Genomic DNA, 20298 nt, shown 5'->3' on the forward strand with positions numbered 1-20298 from the left:
TCAGGTCACGCTGCGCATGTGGCGGTACTTGGTCAACAGGCCGGTGCGTGGCTCCTCGCCGACGTAGTAGACCTGCGCCCCGGCCGGCGGCGGCGGATGCGCGCCGTAGCGCTCGACGGTGGCGGCGACCACGCGCTGCAGCGTCGGCGATTGCTGGAACGCGGCGACCGCGGCCAGTTCCGCCGGCGTGGCGCCGCCGACACGCCAGGACTGCTCGAGCACGCCACAGGCGACACTGCCGTCGGGAAGCAGGCCTTCGATCACGTCGTAGTTGCGCCGCGACGCATAGAAGCCCGGATAGGCCTCGGCCACCAGACGATCGTAGTCGCGCGCCTTCAGCACCGCGGTGCGCTGGCGCGGCGGCAACGGCTGCGCCAGCAGCGTGTCGAAGGTGCCGCGGATGACGTGCAGCTCCGAGCCGCCGTACGCCTCGCGGCCGCTGCCGTCGCGGGTGACCGACTGCGTGCCGCAGTAGGCGATGGTGATGCCGGCGCAGTGCGTTTCGCCGACGCTGAAGGTGGTCGGTTGCTGCAGGTGCCGTTCCAGCACCACCCCATGCCGGTGCAATTCATGGACGGGCAAGGCCGACAGCGCCGCGTCCAGCGCCGCCGTATCGTGCAGCAGGACCTGCCCCAGCCCGCCCACGCCATGGCACGGCTTCAGCCGCACCTGGCCGCCGTCGCACAGACGCGCGAAGGCGCGCCGGGCATCCGCGGCGCTGAAAGCGGTGTAGCCTGGCAGCGTCGCGGACGCCAGGGCCACGCCCAAGTCCGGCTGCCATCCCTCCGGCGCCTGCGCATCGCCATCGACCAGCGGATGGCTGATCGCCTTGGTGGCGACGAAGGCATGTGGCACCACGCCGCCCAGCAGATCGGCCGCGCCCTGTACGCCGAGTTGCGCGGCCTGCGCTTCCGTCAGGGTTTCGTCGGGCACGTAGAACGCACCCGACCCGAACGCATCCGACCCGGCGGCAAGACGTGCGTCGTGCACCGGCAGGCGCATCAATCGCGCGACCTCGGCGACCACCCAGGCATGCGTGGCGGCCTCGTGGCCCCCGAACGCCGCATCGCGTACGCGGTAGGCGCGGACATTGGCGTGCGCAGCGAACCGGGACATGTCGGGCGCTCCGTGCAGATGGGAAAGACGCGACGTCTCAGCCATGGCCGTACCAGCGCAGCAGCACAGCCACGGCAAGGGCGATCACCAGGAGCGACACGACCACGCGCAGCCAGCGGCTGGCGCACAGTTGCTTCCACCAGGCCGAGGCCTCGGGCGTGCCGCTGGCATCCCGGGCGCGCTGTGGCGTCGGCGCGGACGCTGGAGGGGAAGCCGCAGACTGGCGGTCGTCGTGGCGCATGAGCCAAGGCTGTCGCGCACGCTGTCGCATGCGGGTGAACGCGATGTGGTGCGTGTGTCATCGCGGGAGACAAGTATCGACGGCACGCGCCCAACCGCATCGTCGCCCGGCAATGCGCCTGGCGTTTGCAACAAAGCCGACGCAGTGCGCGCAGCACGTCAGTGCAAACAGAAACCGGGCCGCGTCATCAGGATCGCCAGCACGCGCGGCAGCGGGTGCAAGCCGCGCCCGGCGCCGCGCTCAGGCGGCAGCCGTCGCCGCCGCGTGGTGCGCGGGCAGCCGCGCATCGATGCGGTGCTTGCCGGCCAGCGCCTGCATGCCCTGCAAGGTGGCCTGAACCGCACTGGCATAGCCGCTGCGCCACAGTTCCGCGCGTGACTGCCGCGACGCCGCCGCGTTCAGCGCCAGTGCGAATGCCTGCACACGGGGATCGGCCAGCGCGGCGCGCTCCATGAACGGCTGCTCCGGCGCGATGACGTCGACCGGGGCCAGCCAGGCGTCGGCGACCAGCTCGGCCACGCCGGCGCGGTGCGAGAGCTGGTGCATGGCGCTGAGCGTTTCGTGCAGCATTTCCAGGCACGCCCATTGCCACAGCGCGGCCTTGTACTGCGGGTCGGCCTGGTCCAGGGCGGACAAGGCGCCATCCACATGATCGATGCGAAGATCCTGCATGGCCGCCTCCACGATACGGCGTTGCGATCCGCACATTCTGCGCGGCGAAAGTGAGCGCAACGTGAGTCGCGCGGCGATGGCGGCGTGCAGGCGGTCACAGCGGGCGCCGCGGCAGCCGTCGCGTATACTTGCGGCGCGCGTCCGCTCGCGCCGATCCCTCACCACGCTCTGCTCATGACGCCACCCTGACACCCGCCGCTCGCATCGGCCCGCCTCGACGGCTGGCCGCAAGTTGCTGGTTTTCCATTGCATACAGCGAGCGCTGCCCTGCGACATGGGCGGTGTCAGGAGCGTTTACCTTGAAGTTTTCCTCTTCCCTGCGCCAGTCCTGGTGCGGCAATCTCCGTGGCGACGTGCTCGCCGGCCTGGTCGTGGCATTGGCGCTGATTCCCGAGGCGATCGCGTTCTCGATCATCGCCGGGGTCGATCCCAAGATCGGTCTCTATGCCGCCTTCTGCATCTGCGTGACCATCGCCTTCGCCGGCGGGCGCCCCGGCATGATCTCCGCCGCCACCGGCGCGATGGCGCTGTTGATGATCGGCCTGGTCAAACAGCACGGCGTGCCCTATCTGCTCGCGGCCACGCTGCTGACCGGCGTGCTGCAGATCCTGGCCGGGCTGTTCAAGCTCGGCGCGCTGATGCGCTTCGTCTCGCGCTCGGTGATCACCGGCTTCGTCAACGCGCTGGCGATCCTGATCTTCATGGCGCAACTGCCCGAGCTGATCGGCGTGCCGGTGCCGGTGTATCCGCTGGTGGCGCTCGGCCTGCTGCTGATCTACGGCCTGCCCTGGCTGTCGCGGCGCAGCTTCCCCGGCATCGGCCTGTGGCTGCTGGTGCTGGGCGCGGCCTTGACGACGGGCAGCATGGCGCCTTGGACGCTGCTGCCGGTCGCCGTGGGCGGTGCCGCAGCGCTGCTGCTCGGGCACCGCTGGACGCGCGGCCTGGCGGTACCGCCGCCGTTGGTGACGATCGTGCTGCTGACCGGGCTGGCGCTGTACTTCGGCATCCACGTGCCCACCGTCGGCGACAAGGGGCAGCTGCCCGATCGCCTGCCCAGCCTGCTGCTGCCAAGCGTGCCGTGGACGCTGGAGACGCTGCGGATCGTGTTCCCGGTATCGGCGACGATGGCGGTGGTCGGCCTGCTCGAGTCGATGATGACCGCGCAGATCGTCGACGACATGACCGACACGCCCAGCGACAAGAACCGCGAGTGCGTGGGCCAGGGCGTGGCCAACATCGTCAGCGGCCTGTTCGGCGGCATGGCCGGCTGCGCGATGATCGGGCAGTCGGTGATCAACGTGAAGTCCGGCGGGCGCGGCCGCCTGTCCGCGCTGGTCGCCGGCAGCGTGCTGTTGCTGCTGGTGGTGTTCGCCGGCGCCTGGGTGCGGCAGATCCCGATGGCCGCGCTGGTAGCGGTGATGATCATGGTCTCGGTGGGCACGTTCAGCTGGCGCTCGCTGGCGCAATTGCGCACCCACCCGACCAGTTCCAGCGTGGTGATGCTCGGCACCGTCGCGGTGACCGTGGCCACCCACGACCTGGCTCGCGGCGTCCTCACCGGCGTGCTGCTGTCGGCGCTGTTCTTCGCGCGCAAGGTCGGACGCATGCTGCAGATCGAGCGCAGCGAGGACGCGGACGGTGGCCACACCTACCGCATCCGCGGTCAATTGTTCTTCGCCTCGGCCGGCAGCTTCGCCGGCGCCTTCGACTTCGCCCATGCGCCGGCGCGGGTCACCCTGGACCTGAGCCACGCGCACGTCTGGGACATCAGCGCCATCGGCGCGCTGGACCAGGTGGTGATGAAATTCCGCCGCCATGGTGCGCAAGTCCACGTGCTGGGATTGAATCCGGACAGTGCAGCGATGGTCGGGCGGCTTGGCAGGCACCAGCGTGATGACGTGGAAAGCGTTCCCCTGCATTGAGGCCCGGCCGGGATGATCGTGTCGCCACGGCGGCACGGCGCAGCGCGCGGTCACGCCGCGTGCCGTCCCGCGTGCCGACATGGCGACGACGTCGGCCGATTAGCATCGAACTGCTAACGGCCATGCAGGAGATCTGCCGATGTCACTGGACCACTGGCAACTGCCGCCGCACGACTGGGTGCCCAACCACCCGTTCCTGCCGGTGCTGCACTACCGGCAGTGCGTGGGCGCCATCGACGCCGACGGCTTCGAACGTCGCTTCGCCGCGCACGGCTGGCCGCCGCAATGGCGCGACGGCATCTACGACTATCACCACTACCATTCCACCGCGCACGAAATGCTCGGCGTCGCCCGCGGCAGCGCCCGCGTGCTGCTCGGCGGTCCGGGCGGCATCGAGGTCGCGCTCGCGGCCGGCGATGCGCTGCTATTGCCGGCCGGGACAGGCCATTGCCGGTTGTCGGCCAGCGCCGACTTCCTGGTCGTCGGCGCTTATCCGGACGGCCAGGACTGGGATATCTGCCGGGAGCCGCCCAGCGCCGCGATGCTGCAACGGATCGCCAATGTGCCGTTTCCGCGGAGCAATCCGCTGCTCGGGGCGGATGGGCCATTGCTGGAGCATTGGAAGAGACCTGTCGACGTTGACTGATCGCGTCGTCGCCCGGGATCATGCTTGCCGCGAAGTTGGCCCCGCCGCCCAGACATCGCAGGCCGGATCGAACTCGGTCGTCGCTGCGCGCTCGGACCGCCAACCGAAGCCACAGATCGCCATGACGCTCTGGCGCATCGGATCCAGGTCCAGTGCCTTGCCGAGATCGACATCATTGATGGCAGAGGTGACGAACGCGCCCAACCCCAGATCGGTGGCAGAGAAGTACAGCGCCTGTGAGATGTGGCCGACGTCCAGAGTCAGCGCGCGATAGGCCTTGGCATGCTGGCGATACTTCCAGAACGTCCGGTTGAATCGCGGCGCCAGCAGGACCAGCACGTGAGCGTCGGCGAACCAATGCTGGCCGGCCAGCGCCACCCTCGCGAAGGTATCGATGTCCGGTCCCAGGCACGGCAGCTGGGTTAGCGCGTGATCCACAGGGTGGTAGTGGTACAGGCCGGGTTCGATTCCTTCCACCCGGCGTATCAGCAGGTAGGCTTCGGTCGGGTGCAGCCCGCCGGCGGACGGCACGTTCTTCTTCAGGAACACCGTGTCGTCCTGGACCTTCAGCGTCGCCCGCGCCATCAGCACCCGCTGCAACATTCGCAGGAACAGCGCGTGCGGCAGCGGGCGGGCATCGTCGTAATTGCGACAGGTAACGCGACGCGCAAGCATGGCCTCAAAGGCGCCATCGTCCAGCCGCGGCAATGGAATCCTGGCAAGGCCGGACCCGATGTCCTGCACCTCCGGCGGCGGCGCGCCCAGCTTGCGGCGCAGGTCCGGGGCGGACACCATGCCATTGCGTTCCATCGCAGTCACTCCGTCGATACCCTGCCAACGGCTTGCCCAATGCGCCACGGCGGCAGCTGGCCACCAATAGGCGGACCGCAATGCCTCGTCGCGTTCGCGAAACGCGGCAGAGCGCGCGTCGTCGCCGATCAGCAGACCGCGTTCGAGCGCCCGCTCGATCGCGTCGTCCGCATGATCGGTCAACTGCGCGCGCTCGACCCATTCCGTGGGACTGACCTGGCCGAGCAACGGCAGGTCGACCGCATCGAGTTCGAGCTCACCATCCAGATGCGGCGCCAGGGCGACCCAGGCCAGCCGGCGACGCAATCCGGCACCACCACGAAGCAGGCTGGTCATGTCGAACGCCACATGCTCCCGCGCCTCGACAAACAGCACGGAGCAGCGTCTTACGCGCATGCATCCCTCGTTTCCGCCCTGCGTAAGTGCTGCATCGATTGGCCACATTGGAGAGATGCTGGACTGCTAGGATACCGTCGCGGACCCGATCGCTGCTGGCAGCGCCCGAGGCAACCGCACCGCCGCCATGCGTACATCGCATGTCCACCAATATCGAAACAGGGGACTACACCATGACCGATCAGCCGCAGGGGCATCCGCCCTTCGATCTCGCCACCGCCCAGCAATTGCTCACGCTTCTGTCCACCGACGACGACTTCCGCGCGCTGTTCGCGCAGGATCCGGGCGCGGCGCTGCGTAGCCTCGGCTTGTCCGATCAACGCGCCGCCGCCGCGGTTGAGGAGCCGACCTGCCTGTGCACGTCGGACCTGGCGAGCAAGGAAGAAATCCAGGAAGCCCTGGAACTGCTGCTGGCCTACCTCACCGCCGAGGGCACGCATACGGTCGTTCACTGCTTCGAAGCAGGTTCCGTTGTCGCCAGCCTGACCGCCAAATAGGTCGGTAGCGCTTGCCCCGCCCAGGCACGACGGAAGGTTTCCGCCTTCTGCCGCGCCTGGTCGGTCTGGCCCAGGCTGGCCAGGATTTCCGTGGTACTTACCACTGCCAGGTTCGCATCGGCGACATTCATCGATTGCAGGGCCAATCCACCGATCGGTTCGATGTACGCCAGGCCGCGGCGCGCGACCAACCAGTCGTTTTCGGCCAGGGCCTGCTTCTTCTCGCCGGCCGCGAGCAACGCGTCGCGCAGGCTGACGTGGAGTTGATACGGCTCCCGGCCATCGATCTGTTCACGCAACAAGGCGACCGCGCGCTCGGGATTTCCGCTATCGACGAACTGCTGCGCCCGCAGCAGGGACAGCAGCTTGATCATCGGCGGGAAGCCGGACTGCGTGACCAGCGAAGCGAGCTGCGCAGCGTGGACGTCGTACAGCGTGTGGTCGCCGCTGCGCTGTGCCAGGCGGATCGCCGACATCGCCACGATCACGAGATCGTCGCGATCGCCAGCATCGCCGTGGACCGCGCGCTCCAGAGCTTCGTCAGCGATCCGCGCCAACATCGTCCGATCCACCGTCCGCGGATCGGTGACGAAGGCGACCGCCTGCTGTGCGATCTGCAGGGGATAGCGGATCACTGGCTCGGCATCCGCCGACGCAGCCACCGCCGCCTGCGCGGCAGCGGCGGCATCGCCCAAGCGCCCCTGGTCCAAGGGAATGGAAATCTGTTCGAAGTGGTCGGTCAGCGCTGCTCCTGACGCCGCCAGTGCCGCCATGATCCTGCCAGCTGCCGGATAGTCCTTCATCGCAGCGAACGCAGCGGCGTGGCGTCGGGTTGCGGGATAGCCACCAAGCTCCTCGGCCTGTTTGAAGGCGTTCAGCGCGTCGCCGTAACGGCCCTGCGCCAGGTAGATGCGACCCTGCAATTCCACCGCCACGTCGCGCAGCGGATTCTGCGGCACCGCGAACTTCTGCACGCTATGCTCGGCGGAAGCGTAATTGCCCTCGGTGAACTCGTCCCAGGCGAACTGCGCCGCGCCGGCGTAGTAGTCCGGATACAGTTCCGACAGCATCTTCCACTTCTGCTTGGCCTGCCGCCACGGGTGCGGCCCCAGTTCGCTCGCCCACGCATCCAGGTATAGCGCATCACGCTCGGACAGATGGTCGCGCAGGGCCATGGCCTTGGCCAGGTACTGCAACGCCGCGCGATTGTTGGCGGTGGAGATCTCGACCCGCATCGATCCCATGTAGGCCAGCGCGAAGTCCTTGTCGATCTCCGCCGCCTTGACGAAGTACTGATCGGCGGATCGGAAATCACGCCGAGTGAAGTACTTCATCGCGATCGCATAGGCCTTCAAAGCGTCCAGGCTGCTGGTGGTGACACTGGGCAGCGGAGGCGAGTTCTTCCTGATGACCTCCTCGCCTTCGCCCAACTGCTCGCGCAGCGAAGCGGTCACCGCGTCGATGGACGCCAGCACCGAGCCAGCGCCGCGGCCGTCGCGGGACTCGGCATAGACGGTCGCCTGCGTACGCGGATCGACCACCTCCGCGCTCACCCGCACCCGCCCGCCGACCTCCGACACCGTGGCGAGCAGCACGGCGCGCGCGCCGTCGCGCTGCGCGATCTCAGAGGCCGTGGCGCGATCAAGTGGCGTGTGCTCCGGATCGCGGCGCATCCGCGTAAGCGTATCGCGCACCTTCAGATCACTGAGCACATTGACGTAGCGCGACTGCTCCAGGCTGATGCGAAAGGCCTGCTGCAGCGAATCGTCCAACGCCACATCGCCCGTCAGATTCCGCAAATCCCCCACCACCACCCAATCGCGTTCGGCGAAGGCGATGGCCGGCTGCGGGCGGGTGACGAACCAGATGCCGACCGCGAACGCGGCGATCAGCGCGGCCTCCGCCGCCAGCGCCGCCGGCCGGCGCCACAGCGGGATATCGCGCCAGGCCTTGGGCGTGGGCTTGGGCGCGCGTAGCGGGGTGTGGCCGATCTCGCCGACTTCGTAGATCTCCAGCGGGGTCGGCACGCCCTTGAAGCGCCAGCGGCCGTGCGATTTCCACAGCAGGCGCTCGCCGCGCTCGCCCAGTTCGCGCGCAGCGCGGTGGGTCAGCGACTCGGCCACCGCCGACAGCAGGATCTGCCCGGGCCGGGCCAGAGTCATCAGCCGCGCCGCGGTCGGCTTGGCCAGGCCTTCCACCTCCAGCGGCTTGGCGCCCACCTGCACGGCGGCGTCGCTGTTGCGCCAGGTCAGCACTTCGCCCACGTGCAGGCCGGCGCGCACCTTCAGGTCGAGCTTGCGCTGCGTGCCCAGCTCGCGCAGGCCGCGGCCGTAGTCCAGGGCGAAGCCGAGGCCGTCGATCGGCCGTTCGAACAACAGCAGCAGGCCGTCGGAACGGTCGATCAGGCGCCCGCGCCAGCGCTGCTGCAGTTCCAGCACCAGCGAGTCGTGCCGCTTGAACAGCTCGGCCGCGTTGGCGTCGCCGAGCTTTTCCACCAGCGCCACCGAGTCGCACAGGTCGGTCAGCAGCAGGGTGCGTAGCTGCGGGACCTCGGGCGGCGGTGCGATGGCGTCGGTCATGGCGGCGGCTCGGCGGGACGCGGTGGCTCAGCAGGGGGCAGAGGCGAGGTCGTGCCAGTACAGGCGATTGCCGCCCTGGCGCTTGGCCTCGTACAGCGCCGCATCGGCGTTGGCGTACCAGTCGTTCCAGTCCGAGTGCGGATCGACGCGGCTGATGCCGATGCTGACCGGGCAGATGTGCGGCGCCGGGTGCGGCACGCCCAGCAGGTTCTGCACGGTGGCGAGCACGAACTCACCGATGCGGCGCAGGTCCTCGACGTTGCCGGCGGCCACCAGCAGGCAGAACTCGTCGCCGCCCAGGCGGCAGGCGATGTCGTCCGGCCCGGCCACCGAGCGCAGGATGTTGGCGACGTTCTGCAAGACGCGGTCGCCGACCAGGTGGCCGTGCGCATCGTTGATGTGCTTGAAGCGGTCGCAGTCGATCAGCAACAGGCCCGGGCCGGGCGAGCGGCCGTCGCGGCGGCACTCCTGCAGGCGCAGGATCAGCCCGCGGCGGTTGTGCAGGCCGGTCAGTTCGTCGGTGCGCACCAGCTCTTCGGTCTGGGTCAGCTGATGGGTGGTGGCGTAGAGGTTGTCCAGCGCCGCTTCCAGGTCGCGGTTGCGCCGGCGCAGTTGGCGGATCAGGGTCTGCTCGTTCATCACCACGCGCACGATGGTGCGGCGGAGGAAGTAGGCGACCACGCCCGGGTCGCGCTCGACCAGGCGCTGGAAATCGTCGTGGTCCAGCTCCACCAGCGCGCCGTCGCTGGCGGCCAGCGCGTCGGCGCTGCGCATGTGGTTGCCGATCAGCAGGCCCAGTTCGCCGAAGAACTCGCCGTGGCCCAGGTGCTTGACCACCAGGTCCTCGCCGAAATCCAGGTCGATCACGCCGCTGGTGATCACGAACATGGCGCTGCCGCCGTCGCCGCGGCGAAACAGCACGTCGCCGGCGCGCACCGTGCGGGCGCGGCCGAATTCGGAAAACAGGCGCAATTCCGCGGCGGTCAGCACCGCCAGCTCGTTCGGCTTCGGAGCGACCGCAGCGTTGGAAATTGTGCCGCGTGCGGTGGATGCGGCGCTGTCGCAGCTCATCCGGCCCCCTAATCTGACGTCGCTGGCCCCTGTCCGGTGAGCATATCACCTACACATGGCGCTCACGATACATTTCACAGCCAATCTCGCCCCGCCAGGAGACGCCACAGCAAGCTGTCGCACGCGGTAGACATCGTCGCCGCGCCATCGGCACCCGCGCGTAAAAAAAGCCCGGGCGAACCCGGGCTTCCCACCTCCTGCCAGGGAGGGGCGATCGATCGGCACCTGGCTGCAGGTCAGGCCGCCTTCTCGCCATGGAACTGCTCTTCCTCGGTCGAGCCGGTCAGCGCGGTGGTCGAGGACTGGCCCTGCTGGATCGCCTGGGTCACCGCATCGAAGTAGCCGGTGCCGACCTCGCGCTGGTGCTTGACCGCGGTGAAGCCGCGGTCGGCGGCGGCGAACTCGGCTTCCTGCAGTTCGACGAAGGCGCTCATCTGCCGGCGCGCATAGCCGTGCGCCAGGTTGAACATCGAGTAGTTCAGCGCGTGGAAGCCGGCCAGGGTGATGAACTGGAACTTGTAGCCGTAGCTGGCGATCTCGCGCTGGAACTTGGCGATGGTGGCGTCGTCCAGGTTCTTCTTCCAGTTGAAGCTGGGCGAGCAGTTGTAGGCCAGCAGCTTGCCCGGGAACTTGGCGTGGATGGCCTCGGCGAACTTGCGCGCGAACTCCAGGTCCGGCTTGCCGGTCTCGCACCAGATCAGGTCGGCGTAGGGCGCGTAGGCCAGGCCGCGGCTGATCGCCTGGTCCAGGCCCTTGCGGGTGCGGAAGAAGCCTTCGACGGTGCGCTCGCCGGTGGTGAACGGGCGGTCGTTCGGGTCGATGTCGCTGGTCACCAGGTCGGCGGCCTCGGCATCGGTGCGCGCCACCAGCAGGGTCGGCACGCCCATCACGTCGGCGGCCAGGCGCGCGGCGTTCAACTTCTCGATCGCCTCGCGGGTCGGCACCAGCACCTTGCCGCCCATGTGCCCGCACTTCTTGACCGAGGCCAACTGGTCCTCGAAGTGCACGCCGGCCGCGCCGGCCTCGATCATCGCCTTCATCAATTCGAAGGCGTTGAGCACGCCGCCGAAGCCGGCCTCGGCATCGGCCACGATCGGCTGCAGGAAGTCGATCTCGTCCTTGCCTTCGGCGTGGTGCAACTGGTCCGCACGCAGCAGGGTGTTGTTGATGCGCTTGACCACCGCCGGCACCGAGTCGGCCGGGTACAGCGACTGGTCCGGGTACATCTGACCGGCCAGGTTGGCGTCGGCGGCCACCTGCCAGCCGGACAGGTAGATGGCGTTGAGCCCGGCCTTGACCTGCTGCATCGCCTGGTTGCCGGTCAGCGCGCCCAGCGCGTTGACGAAATCCTTCTCATGCAGGTACTTCCACAGCTTCTCGGCACCGAGCCGGGCCAGCGAATGCTCCACGTGCACCGTGCCGCGCAGGCGCACCACGTCGGCGGCGGTGTAGTTGCGGGTGATCCCGGCCCAGCGCGGATCGGTGTCCCAGTCGCGCTGGATCTGTTCGGCGGTCTGCAACGTGGTGCTCATCTGGCGTTCTCCTCGAAAAAATGGATGCAGCGATGAAACGGTGGGGGTGTGGCTGGATTGAAGGCCTGGCCGGCATGGAAGGAGTCAGACGCAGGGACATCGCTTTCACGATTCCCCATTCCCAAATCCCCATTCCCGGCGTCCCATCAATCAATCAACTGATAGGCCGGCAAGGTCAGGAAATCGGCCAGTTCTTCGTCGCGCGTCAGCCGATCCAGCAACGCGATGGCCTCGTCCACCCGCGCCCCGCCCGGCAGCAGCGCGCGCTCGCCCAGCCGTGCCGGCAACTGCCGCAGGCAGGCGTCGAACAGGGCGAAATCGATGGCGGTGCCGTCGTCCAGGTGCAGGCCGCCCACGTGCAGCCATTGCCACAGCTGGCTGCGGCTGATCTCGGCGGTGGCGGCGTCCTCCATCAGGTGGTGGATCGGCACGCAGCCGTTGCCGTCCAGCCACGCCGCCAGGTAGCGCACGCACACTTCGATGTTGCCCTCGAAGCCGGCGCGGGTGATGGTGCCGGTGGACGGGGCGATCAGCGTGTCGCGGTCGGCCTGCACGTCCTCGCGGCGCACCGCATGCTGGTTCGGCGTGCGCATGTGTTCGTCGAACACCGCACGGGCGATCGGGATCAGCGCCGGGTGCGCCACCCAGGTGCCGTCGTGGCCGGCGGTGACCTCGCGCAGCTTGTCCGCGCGCACCCGCGCCATCGCCTGTTCGTTGGCCGCCTCGTCGTGGCTGATCGGGATCTGCGCGGCCATGCCGCCCATCGCATGCGCGCCGCGGCGGTGACAGGTGCGGATCAGCAGTTCCGAATAGGCCTTCAGGAACGGCTGGGTCATGGTCACCTGACCGCGCTCGGGCAGCACCCGGTCCGGATGCCGGCGGAAGGTCTTCAGGTAGGAAAAGATGTAGTCCCAGCGGCCGCAGTTCAGGCCGACGATGCGCCCGCGCAGCGCATGCAGGATCTCGTCCATCTCGAACACCGCCGGCAGCGTCTCGATCAGCACGGTGACCTTGATCTGGCCCTGCGGCAGGCCGAGCATGTCCTCGATGTGGGCCAGCGCGGTCTCCCACAGCGCCGCTTCCTCCATCGACTGCAGCTTGGGCAGGTACAGGTACGGGCCGCGGTCCTTGGCCTGCAGCGCGCGACCGTTGTGGAAGGCGAACAGCGCCGCATCGAACAGGCCGCCGGCCAGCGGCTGGCCATCGACCAGCACGTGCTTCTCGTCCAGGTGCCAGCCGCGCGGGCGCACGATCAGCACCGCCTGTTCCTCGTAGGGACGCAGCGCATAGCGCTTGCCCGGGCTGCCGTCGCGTGCGGCCGGCGAGGTGAAGGTCAGCGTCCCGGCCACCGCCTCGGCCAGCGCGCGCTGGCCGGCGACCAGGTTGCGCCAGGTCGGCGCGGTCGAGTCCTCGAAGTCGGCCATGTACACCTTGGCGCCGGAGTTCAGCGCGTTGATGACCATCTTCGGATCGGTAGGTCCGGTGATCTCGACCCGGCGGTCCTGCAGCGCCTCGGGCAGCGGCGCCACCTGCCAGTCGCCCTCGCGGATCGCACGGGTGTCGTCACGGAAGTCCGGCAAGCCGCCGGCGTCGAAGAACGCCTGGCGCTCGCGGCGCGCCGCCAGCCGCGCCTGCCGCTCCGGCTCGATCGCCCGGTGCAGCGACACCAGCAGGGCCAGCAGCGGCGGCGGCAGCAGGGCGTCCTGGCCGGCCAGCGAGGTGGTGAGCGCGATGCCCGGCGTGGAACGCGTGGGGTCTGGAGCGACAGCGAAAGCGGGGGCGGACATGTGGGGATTCCTCGATGTTTCCGGGGCTCCACCGTGATGCCAGGGCATGTATTTGACAAAGCAGTTTTGTCAATGCTTTATATAAGTCAGCCTTATATCCATTACGTCATGGCCACGGGAAGCGCTGCAACCCCTCGATTTCCTTACAAATCCGACCGGCTCAAACCGTTGCGTGCGTTCTGCCAGACGGTGCGCCTGGGGGCGGTGTCGCGGGCCGCGGAGGCCTTGTTCGTCAGCCAGCCGGCGGTGACGCTGCAGTTGCAGGCGCTGGAACGGGAACTGGGGGTGGTGCTGTTCGAGCGCAGCGGCCGGCGCCTGGTGCCCAGCCGCGAGGGCCAGTTGCTGTACGAGATGGCGCAGCCGCTGGTGGAGAGCCTGGACCGGCTGGAGGCCGACTTCCGCGAGAAGGCACGCGGGCTGGACGCCGGCGAGCTCAACGTGGCCGCCAACAGTTCCACCATCCTCTACCTGCTGCCGAAGATCGTGGAGGCCTTCCGCGCCCGCCACCCGCAGGTTCGGCTGACGCTGCACAACGCGATCAGCGCCGACGGCACCGACCTGCTGCGCGAGGACGCGGTGGACCTGGCGGTCGGCTCCATGCTCGACGTCCCCGCCGACCTCAGCTATGCCCCGGTGTACCGCTTCGAACAGTTGCTGATCGCCCCGCACGACCATCCGCTGGCACGCAAGCCGAAGCTGACCCTGGAGGACCTGTCGCCCTACCCGCTGATCCTGCCGCCGCGGCGCCAGGTCACCTACCGCCTGGTCGACCTGGTGTTCCAGCAGGCGCGCGTGCCCTACACCGTGGCGCTGGAGGTCGGCGGCTGGGAAGTGATCAAGCAGTACGTGGCGATGGGCATGGGCGTGTCCATCGTCAGTTCGATCTGCCTCACCGACGCCGACCGCGCGCGCCTGGCCACCCGCGCCCTGGGCGATTACTTCCCGGCGCGCAGCTACGGCGTGGTGGTGCGCAAGGGCAAGTACCTGTCGCCGCAGGCACGCGCCTTCATCGAACTGATCCAGCCGGACCTGTTCACCCCGCGCGGCTACGACGAGAGCGGGCCGTCGGAGCGCTGAGCGCGGCGGCGCATGCCGTCGCCGGCATCGCGCCGCTCAGCCGGGGCGATCCCACTGCGGCGGCTGCCCGATCGCCTGCCGCAGCACATGCGCCAATCGCGCCACCCGCGCCGGCAGCGGCGTCTGGCTCGGCACCAGCCACAGCCACTGCTGCGGCCCGGACGGCAACGCCGCCTCGTGGAACAGCGCGCGCAGGCGATGCCGCCGCAGATCCTCGCCGACCAGCCAGGTCGGCAGGCAGGCCACGCCCAGGCCATCCAGCGCGGCCAGGCGCAGGGTTTCCAGATCGTCGCAGCGCAGCCGCCGCGTGGGCAGCGCCGCGTCCGCGCCGAGCACATGGCGCCAACTGATGACCGTGTCGTCGTGGCGCTTGTCGAGCAACGCGTGCGTGGCCAGCGCCGGCAAGCGGTCGACCGGCCCGGCGCCGTGCAGGTAGGCGGGACTGGCGCAGACCACCCGCCGCAACGGGGCCAGCCGCAACGCGCCGTCCGGCGCCGGATCCGGACCGAGCCGGATCACCGCATCCAGGCGCCGGCGCAGCGGGATGTCGAACCGCTCCACCAGGTCCAGGTCGACGTGCAACTGCGGGTGCCGCCGCGCCAGCGCCGCCAGCAACGGCATCAGCTGCGTGCGGCCGAACGACGGCAGGCAGCTCAGGCGCAAGGTGCCCGCCACCTCGCCCTGCAGTTGCGCCAGTTCCGCGCGGGTGTCGGCCAGGCCGCCGAGCAGCGTGGCGGCGCGCGCCTGCAGGACGCGTCCGGCCTCGGTGAGGCTCAGGCTGCGGCTGGAGCGGATCAGCAGCTGCGTGCCCAGCGCCTTCTCCAGCGCATCCAGGCTGCGGCTGAGCGAGGACGTGGCGACGCCGCGATGACGCGCCGCGGCGGACAGGCTGCCCGCCTCGATCACGTCGAGGAACGCCTGCAACTGGCCGAACATCCGCTCGAAATCGTGCATCGTTGCAGTTTACGCAATGCCGGATTGCAGCGGTGCGCGTGCATGGTGAGTGCCCCGCCGCGGCACCGCGGCCCTGCACAGGAGCCTGTCCCATGCATTCCCATTCCCGCGACGACATCGCCTTCGACGCCGACGGCGTCACCCTGCGCGGCTGGCTGTACCGGCCCATGCCGACAACCGCCGCGCCCGCGCCGATCGTGGTGATGGCGCACGGCTGGTCGCTGGTCAAGGAGGCCTACCTGGATCGCTACGCCGAAGTGTTTGCCGCCGCCGGCCTCGCCGTGCTGGTGTACGACCACCGCGGCTTCGGCGACAGCGACGGCACGCCGCGGCAGGAGATCGATCCCTGGCGCCAGATCGAGGATTGCCGCCACGCCATCACCTACGCCGGCAGCCTGGACGGCGTCGACCCGACGCGCATCGGCGTGTGGGGCACCAGCTACAGCGGCGCGCACGCCATGCAGGTCGCGGCCACCGATCGGCGGGTCAAAGCGGTGGTCGCGCAGGTGCCCGGCCTGGCCGGCTATCGCAACGGGCTGCGCCGCGGCAGCTACGAGCGCGCCGAGGCCCTGCAGGCCGCGTTCGCCGCGGATCGCCTGGCGGTGCTGCGCGGCGCAGAACCCGCACGCAAGGCCGTGATCGGCGCCGCCGATGCGCTTTTTCCCAGCGACGACGCGCGCGCCTTCTTCGAGGGCGCCGGTGCGATCGCACCGAACTGGCGCAACTGGACCACGCTGCGCTCGGCGGAGTGGAGCCGCGGCTACGAGCCGGCATGCTTCGCCGCGGCGATCAGCCCGACTCCGTTGCTGATGATCGTCGCCGACCGCGACTACATTTCCGGCACCGACTTCCAGTTGCAGGCCTATGCGCAGGCACTGGAACCGAAGCAGTTGCTGATGCTGCGCGGCGGTCACTTCGTGCCCTACGTCGAACAGTTCGAGGCCTCCAGCGGCGCGGCACGCGACTGGTTCGTTGCGCACCTGGCGGCGACGCCAGCGCCCGCTACCTGATCAATGGCGCAACGGGACGGCGCCGCAGCGCCTGGGACGGCGATGCGGCTGCTAGTGTGGCGGCTGGTTCCCTCGCCCTACCCGCACCGCATGTCGCTGCCCTCCCGCTACGCCGAATGCGACGCACCACCGGCGTTGCGCGATCACCTGCGCTGCAGTTGGCGCTTCCGCCAGGGCGAGGCCGACACCGCCGCGACGCAGGTGCTGCCCGACGGCTGCGTCGACCTGATCTGGAACGGCCGCGCGCTGTTCGTGGCCGGACCGGACCACTGCGCCAGCGACGCCACAGTGGCGCCGGGCAGCGTGCTGACCGCGGTGCGGCTGGCTGCGGGGGCCGGGCCCAGCCTGCTCGGCGTGCCGCTGCATGCCGTCGCCGACCAGCGCGTGCCGCTGGACGCGCTGTGGGGCGTGCGCGGCCGCGACTGGCAGGCACGGCTGGAAGAGGCCACCGATCCGCTGGCGGCCTTGCACGCGCTGTGCGCCAGCCGCCCGCTGCAGGCCGATCCCGCAATGGCCTGGCTGTTCGGGCAACTCGCCGGCAGCACGCCGCCGCGGCTGGCCGCGTTGACCGGCATGCTCGGCATCAGCGAACGCACGCTGCGGAGACGCAGCCACGAGGCCTTCGGCTACGGCCCCAAGACGCTGGAACGCATTCTCCGTCTGCAGCGCTTCCTGGGCATCGTGCGCCAGCATCCCAGTCTGACCGCAGCGGCACTCGAGGCCGGCTACGGCGACGCCCCGCACCTGGTGCGCGACAGCCAGCAACTGACCGGCCTGCGCCCGCGCGAACTGGTGCAACGCCACGCGCGCTGAGCTGGCCGTTTTCGCCAAGCCGACGCCGCCGCGGCGCGGGATACTGGCGGCTCGTCCACAGGAGCCGCCCATGTCCCGCGCCGAGCAACACCACCGCATCGACTATCTGGAATTCGCCGTCGCCTCGATCGCCGCGGCCAAGGCCTTCTACGGCCAGGCCTTCGACTGGACCTTCCAGGACTACGGCCCGGACTACTGCGAATTCCGCGACGGCCGCCTGAGCGGCGGCTTCTTCCACGGCACGCCGCAACCCGGCGGCGCCCTGGTGGTGCTGTACTCCCACGATCTCGCCGCCACCCAGGCCCGCATCGAGGCCGCCGGCGGCCGCATCGTGCGGCCCGTATTTGACTTCCCCGGCGGGCGCCGCTTCCACTTCGCCGACCGCGACGGCTACGAACTGGCGGTGTGGTGCGAGGGCTGATGCCCGCTGCGCACGCGCGGCGATGCGGCCGCGCTAGTCCGGATCGCGCGCGTAGTGCCCCAGGAACATGTCGGCCGCCGATGCGGCGACCTCGGCCTGTTGCGCGGGGCTGAGTGGCGGCTGGCCCATGCTCAACTGCGGCCAGAACGCGAAGCCCTTGATCAGCGCATGCAACTGCTGCGCGGCGAACTCGGGCTGCAGCGGCTTGAGCCGCCCATCGGCCAGGGCCGCGCGCAACCAGACCAGGGTGCCCTCCTCCTTGCTGCCCAGGCGCGCGACCAGCTCGCGCGCACGCTCGGGCGCGCGCAGGCCTTCCACCATCGCCATCCGCGACAAGCCGAGGAAGGCGGGATCGTCAAACATCTGCAGCTTCTGCTGCAGCAACTGCAGCAGCTGCGCGCGCAGCGGCTGCTGCGGGTCGTAAGGCACGCCGACCGTGTCCAGGCTGCGCTGCCAGAGCTGCACCAGGATCTCGTCGAACAGCGCGTCCTTGCTGGGGAAATGGTTGTAGACGGTGCGCTTGGACACGCCGGCGCTGGCCGCGATGCGGTCCATGCTGGTGGCCTCGAAGCCATGGCCATGGAACTCGGCGATCGCCGCCTCCAGGATCGCCTGGCGCTTGCGCTCGGTCAGCCGTGCCGAAGCGGGTGTGGAAAGAGAAGCCATGTCCGGATGTTACACCGACCAGTTTACTTTCACGCAAAGGAAACTACACTGTGTAGTGTAATTCTCGCGCTCGTCTTCCAAGGGTTGCTGCCATGTCCGCGTCCGCTTCCTCGCTGTCTCCTGTTCCGCCCGCGCATCTGGCGTCGCCGCAGTACCGCCACGGCCGCTTCCGCAACGCCACCGCGGGCACCAGCGGCGCGCCCGGTCTGGCCGGGACCGTGCGGATCCTGTGGCACCTGCTGACCCGCAAGTCGCCCGAGGCGGTGCCCGCGCAGCCGCTGCCGGTGCTGCCGTTGACCGCCGCCCAGTTGCTGGCGGCGCCCGACCGCAGCCTGTACCGGCTCGGCCATTCCACCGTGCTGCTCAAGCTGCGCGAGCGTTTGTGGCTGACCGACCCGGTGTTCTCCGAGCGCGTCTCGCCGTTTCCGTTCGCCGGCCCACGCCGCTTCCACGCACCGCCGATCGCGCTGGACGCGTTGCCGCCCATCGCCGGGGTGATCCTCTCGCACGATCACTACGACCACCTGGACCGCGCCAGCATCCGCCGCCTGGCCGAGCGCGGCGGGACCTTCGTGACCCCGCTGGGCGTGGGCGACCTGCTGCAGCGCTGGGGTGTGGCCGCGGACAAGGTGCGGCAACTGGACTGGTGGCAGTCGACCACGGTGGACGGGGTGACGCTGACCGCCACGCCGGCGCAGCATTTCTCCGGACGCGGCATGTTCGACCGTGGGCGCCGGCTGTGGTGTTCGTGGGCGATCGAGACGCCCGACCTGAAGCTGTTCTTCAGCGGCGACGGCGGCTACTCCGACGGCTTCAAGGCGATCGGCGAGCGGCTGGGCCCGTTCGATGTGAGCCTGATCGAGAACGGTGCCTACGACGTCGACTGGCCGCACGTGCACATGCAGCCGGAGCAGACCCTGCAGGCGCATCTGGACATCGGTGGACGCACGCTGCTGCCGATCCACAATGGCACCTTCGACCTGGCCATGCACGCCTGGCACGAACCCTTCGAACGCCTCGCGACGCTGGCCGACGCTGCCGGCGTGGCACTGGCCACACCACGCATGGGCGAGCGCGTCGACCTGGCGCAGCCCGCGCACGGCGAGCGCTGGTGGCGCGCACTGGCGCAGGGGCTGTCGCTGTGAACCGCTGGACCCTGGCCGACCTGCCGTCGCAGCGCGACAAGATCGCCATCGTCACCGGTGCCAGCCCTGGCGGCCTCGGCTACGAGACAGCGCAGGCCCTGGCCGGCGCGGGCGCCAGCGTGGTGCTGGCCGCCCGCAACCCGGGCAAGGGCGAGGCTGCGCGGCAGGCGATCCTGGCCGCGCATCCGGCGGCCGACGTTCGCGTGGAAGCCCTGGACCTGGCGCAGCTCGCGTCGGTAGCCGCCTTCGCCGCGCGCATCGCGGCGCGCTCCCCGCGGCTGGATCTGCTGATCAACAACGCCGGCGTGATGGCGCCCCCGCAGCGACAGACCACCGCCGACGGCCTGGAACTGCAGTTCGGCAGCAACTACCTCGGCCACTTCGCGCTGACCGCGCGCCTGTTGCCGCTGCTGCGCGCCGCGCCGGGCGCACGCGTGGTGAACCTCTCGAGCCTGGCGCATCGCCAAGCCCGCATCGACTTCGACGACCTGCAGTGCGAACGTCCCTACCGGCCGTGGAAGGCCTATGGGCAATCCAAGCTGGCGATGCTGATGTTTTCGCTGGAACTGCAGCGGCGCAGCGACGCGCAGGGCTGGGGCGTACGCGCGCTGGCCGCGCATCCCGGCTTCGCGCAGACGGCGCTGATCGCCAATGGCCCGGCGGTCGACGGTCGCCGCACCGCGATCGGCGCGGCGACGCAGTGGCTGGGCGCATGGATCACCCAGTCCGCCGCCGCCGGTGCGCTGCCCACGCTCTACGCCGCCACCTCGCCGAACGCCCAGCCCGGCGGTTACTACGGGCCCGACGGCCTGCTCGAGCTGAAAGGCGACCCGGCTCCGGCCAGGATCGCCCGGCAGGCGCGCGACCCGCAGGTCGCTGCGAAGTTGTGGGACGTGGCGTGCACGCTGGCCGGCGTGGCGTTCTGACTGCACCGCGGCACCAA

19 protein-coding genes are annotated in these 20298 nt (G+C 69.6%); 9 read left to right on the top strand and 10 right to left on the bottom strand.

All coding sequences use genetic code 11. The annotated features are described in order from the left end of the window. The 3 genes from RAB71_RS20420 to RAB71_RS20430 form a co-directional block, all read right to left on the bottom strand. Positions 1 to 1116: a DUF3182 family protein gene (locus tag RAB71_RS20420; protein WP_010343736.1), complete on the bottom strand. Its 1116-nt coding sequence runs from the start codon at positions 1114 to 1116 to the stop codon at positions 1 to 3. Positions 1117 to 1153: 37 nt separating this feature from the next. Then, complete coding sequence (locus RAB71_RS20425) at positions 1154 to 1357, bottom strand: hypothetical protein (protein ID WP_010343737.1); 204 nt, start codon at positions 1355 to 1357, stop codon at positions 1154 to 1156. 240 nt (positions 1358 to 1597) lie between these two features. Next, positions 1598 to 2029: a hypothetical protein gene (locus RAB71_RS20430; RefSeq protein WP_010343738.1), complete on the bottom strand. Its 432-nt coding sequence runs from the start codon at positions 2027 to 2029 to the stop codon at positions 1598 to 1600. 299 nt (positions 2030 to 2328) lie between these two features. Here RAB71_RS20430 and RAB71_RS20435 point away from each other — a divergent pair, with 299 nt between their 5' ends. Further along, on the top strand, positions 2329 to 3951 hold the full coding sequence (locus RAB71_RS20435) for a SulP family inorganic anion transporter (RefSeq protein WP_010343739.1): 1623 nt from the start codon (positions 2329 to 2331) through the stop codon (positions 3949 to 3951). A gap of 139 nt (positions 3952 to 4090) precedes the next feature. Then, a complete protein-coding gene (locus RAB71_RS20440; protein ID WP_010343740.1) occupies positions 4091 to 4597 on the top strand; it encodes a cupin in 507 nt (168 codons plus the stop codon). An 18-nt stretch (positions 4598 to 4615) separates the two neighbouring features. On the opposite strand, the gene RAB71_RS20445 is transcribed toward RAB71_RS20440, so the two are convergent. Beyond that, positions 4616 to 5782, bottom strand: a complete 1167-nt coding sequence (locus tag RAB71_RS20445; protein WP_010343741.1) for a putative peptide maturation dehydrogenase — start codon at positions 5780 to 5782, stop codon at positions 4616 to 4618. 161 nt (positions 5783 to 5943) lie between these two features. Between RAB71_RS20445 and RAB71_RS20450 the strand changes: the two genes are divergently transcribed. Next, complete coding sequence (locus tag RAB71_RS20450; protein WP_019799789.1) at positions 5944 to 6300, top strand: NHLP-related RiPP peptide; 357 nt, start codon at positions 5944 to 5946, stop codon at positions 6298 to 6300. On the opposite strand, the gene RAB71_RS20455 is transcribed toward RAB71_RS20450, so the two are convergent. The 4 genes from RAB71_RS20455 to aceB all read right to left on the bottom strand — a co-directional run bounded on the left by RAB71_RS20455 (position 6252) and on the right by aceB (position 13269). Further along, positions 6252 to 8879, bottom strand: a complete 2628-nt coding sequence (locus tag RAB71_RS20455; RefSeq protein WP_010343743.1) for a putative peptide modification system cyclase — start codon at positions 8877 to 8879, stop codon at positions 6252 to 6254. The two genes, RAB71_RS20450 and RAB71_RS20455, sit on opposite strands and share 49 nt — an antisense overlap. Positions 8880 to 8906: 27 nt before the next feature. Continuing rightward, positions 8907 to 9950 (bottom strand): diguanylate cyclase, encoded by a 1044-nt coding sequence (locus tag RAB71_RS20460; protein ID WP_010343744.1) that lies wholly within the window; start codon positions 9948 to 9950, stop codon positions 8907 to 8909. Between the two features lie 236 nt (positions 9951 to 10186). Next, a complete protein-coding gene (gene aceA, locus RAB71_RS20465; protein WP_010343745.1) occupies positions 10187 to 11482 on the bottom strand; it encodes an isocitrate lyase in 1296 nt (431 codons plus the stop codon). A gap of 146 nt (positions 11483 to 11628) precedes the next feature. Next, a complete protein-coding gene (gene aceB / locus RAB71_RS20470; protein ID WP_010343746.1) occupies positions 11629 to 13269 on the bottom strand; it encodes a malate synthase A in 1641 nt (546 codons plus the stop codon). Positions 13270 to 13377: 108 nt separating this feature from the next. Between aceB and RAB71_RS20475 the strand changes: the two genes are divergently transcribed. Further along, entirely contained in the window at positions 13378 to 14346 is a 969-nt protein-coding gene (locus RAB71_RS20475; RefSeq protein ID WP_026144209.1) for a LysR family transcriptional regulator, read from the top strand. Between the two features lie 36 nt (positions 14347 to 14382). Here RAB71_RS20475 and RAB71_RS20480 read toward each other — a convergent pair whose 3' ends face one another. Beyond that, complete coding sequence (locus RAB71_RS20480) at positions 14383 to 15300, bottom strand: LysR family transcriptional regulator (protein ID WP_010343748.1); 918 nt, start codon at positions 15298 to 15300, stop codon at positions 14383 to 14385. Between the two features lie 92 nt (positions 15301 to 15392). Between RAB71_RS20480 and RAB71_RS20485 the strand changes: the two genes are divergently transcribed. The 3 genes from RAB71_RS20485 (at position 15393) to RAB71_RS20495 (ending at position 17544) form a co-directional block, all read left to right on the top strand. Further along, positions 15393 to 16310, top strand: a complete 918-nt coding sequence (locus RAB71_RS20485) for an alpha/beta hydrolase (RefSeq protein ID WP_010343750.1) — start codon at positions 15393 to 15395, stop codon at positions 16308 to 16310. A gap of 90 nt (positions 16311 to 16400) precedes the next feature. Continuing rightward, a complete protein-coding gene (locus tag RAB71_RS20490; protein ID WP_029562206.1) occupies positions 16401 to 17123 on the top strand; it encodes a helix-turn-helix domain-containing protein in 723 nt (240 codons plus the stop codon). 70 nt (positions 17124 to 17193) lie between these two features. Further along, entirely contained in the window at positions 17194 to 17544 is a 351-nt protein-coding gene (locus RAB71_RS20495) for a VOC family protein (RefSeq protein ID WP_010343752.1), read from the top strand. A gap of 33 nt (positions 17545 to 17577) precedes the next feature. On the opposite strand, the gene RAB71_RS20500 is transcribed toward RAB71_RS20495, so the two are convergent. Then, positions 17578 to 18210 carry a TetR/AcrR family transcriptional regulator gene (locus RAB71_RS20500; RefSeq protein WP_010343753.1) on the bottom strand — a complete coding sequence of 211 codons (633 nt, stop codon included), beginning with the start codon at positions 18208 to 18210 and terminating at the stop codon, positions 17578 to 17580. A gap of 92 nt (positions 18211 to 18302) precedes the next feature. Between RAB71_RS20500 and RAB71_RS20505 the strand changes: the two genes are divergently transcribed. Both RAB71_RS20505 and RAB71_RS20510 read left to right on the top strand, forming a co-directional pair. Further along, on the top strand, positions 18303 to 19355 hold the full coding sequence (locus RAB71_RS20505) for an MBL fold metallo-hydrolase (RefSeq protein WP_010343754.1): 1053 nt from the start codon (positions 18303 to 18305) through the stop codon (positions 19353 to 19355). Further along, positions 19352 to 20281: an oxidoreductase gene (locus RAB71_RS20510; RefSeq protein WP_010343755.1), complete on the top strand. Its 930-nt coding sequence runs from the start codon at positions 19352 to 19354 to the stop codon at positions 20279 to 20281. The genes RAB71_RS20505 and RAB71_RS20510 overlap by 4 nt, the downstream gene beginning before the upstream one ends. The last annotated feature ends 17 nt before the right edge of the window (positions 20282 to 20298 follow it).

It is taken from the genome of Xanthomonas sacchari, assembly GCF_040529065.1.
Lineage (GTDB): Bacteria > Pseudomonadota > Gammaproteobacteria > Xanthomonadales > Xanthomonadaceae > Xanthomonas_A > Xanthomonas_A sacchari.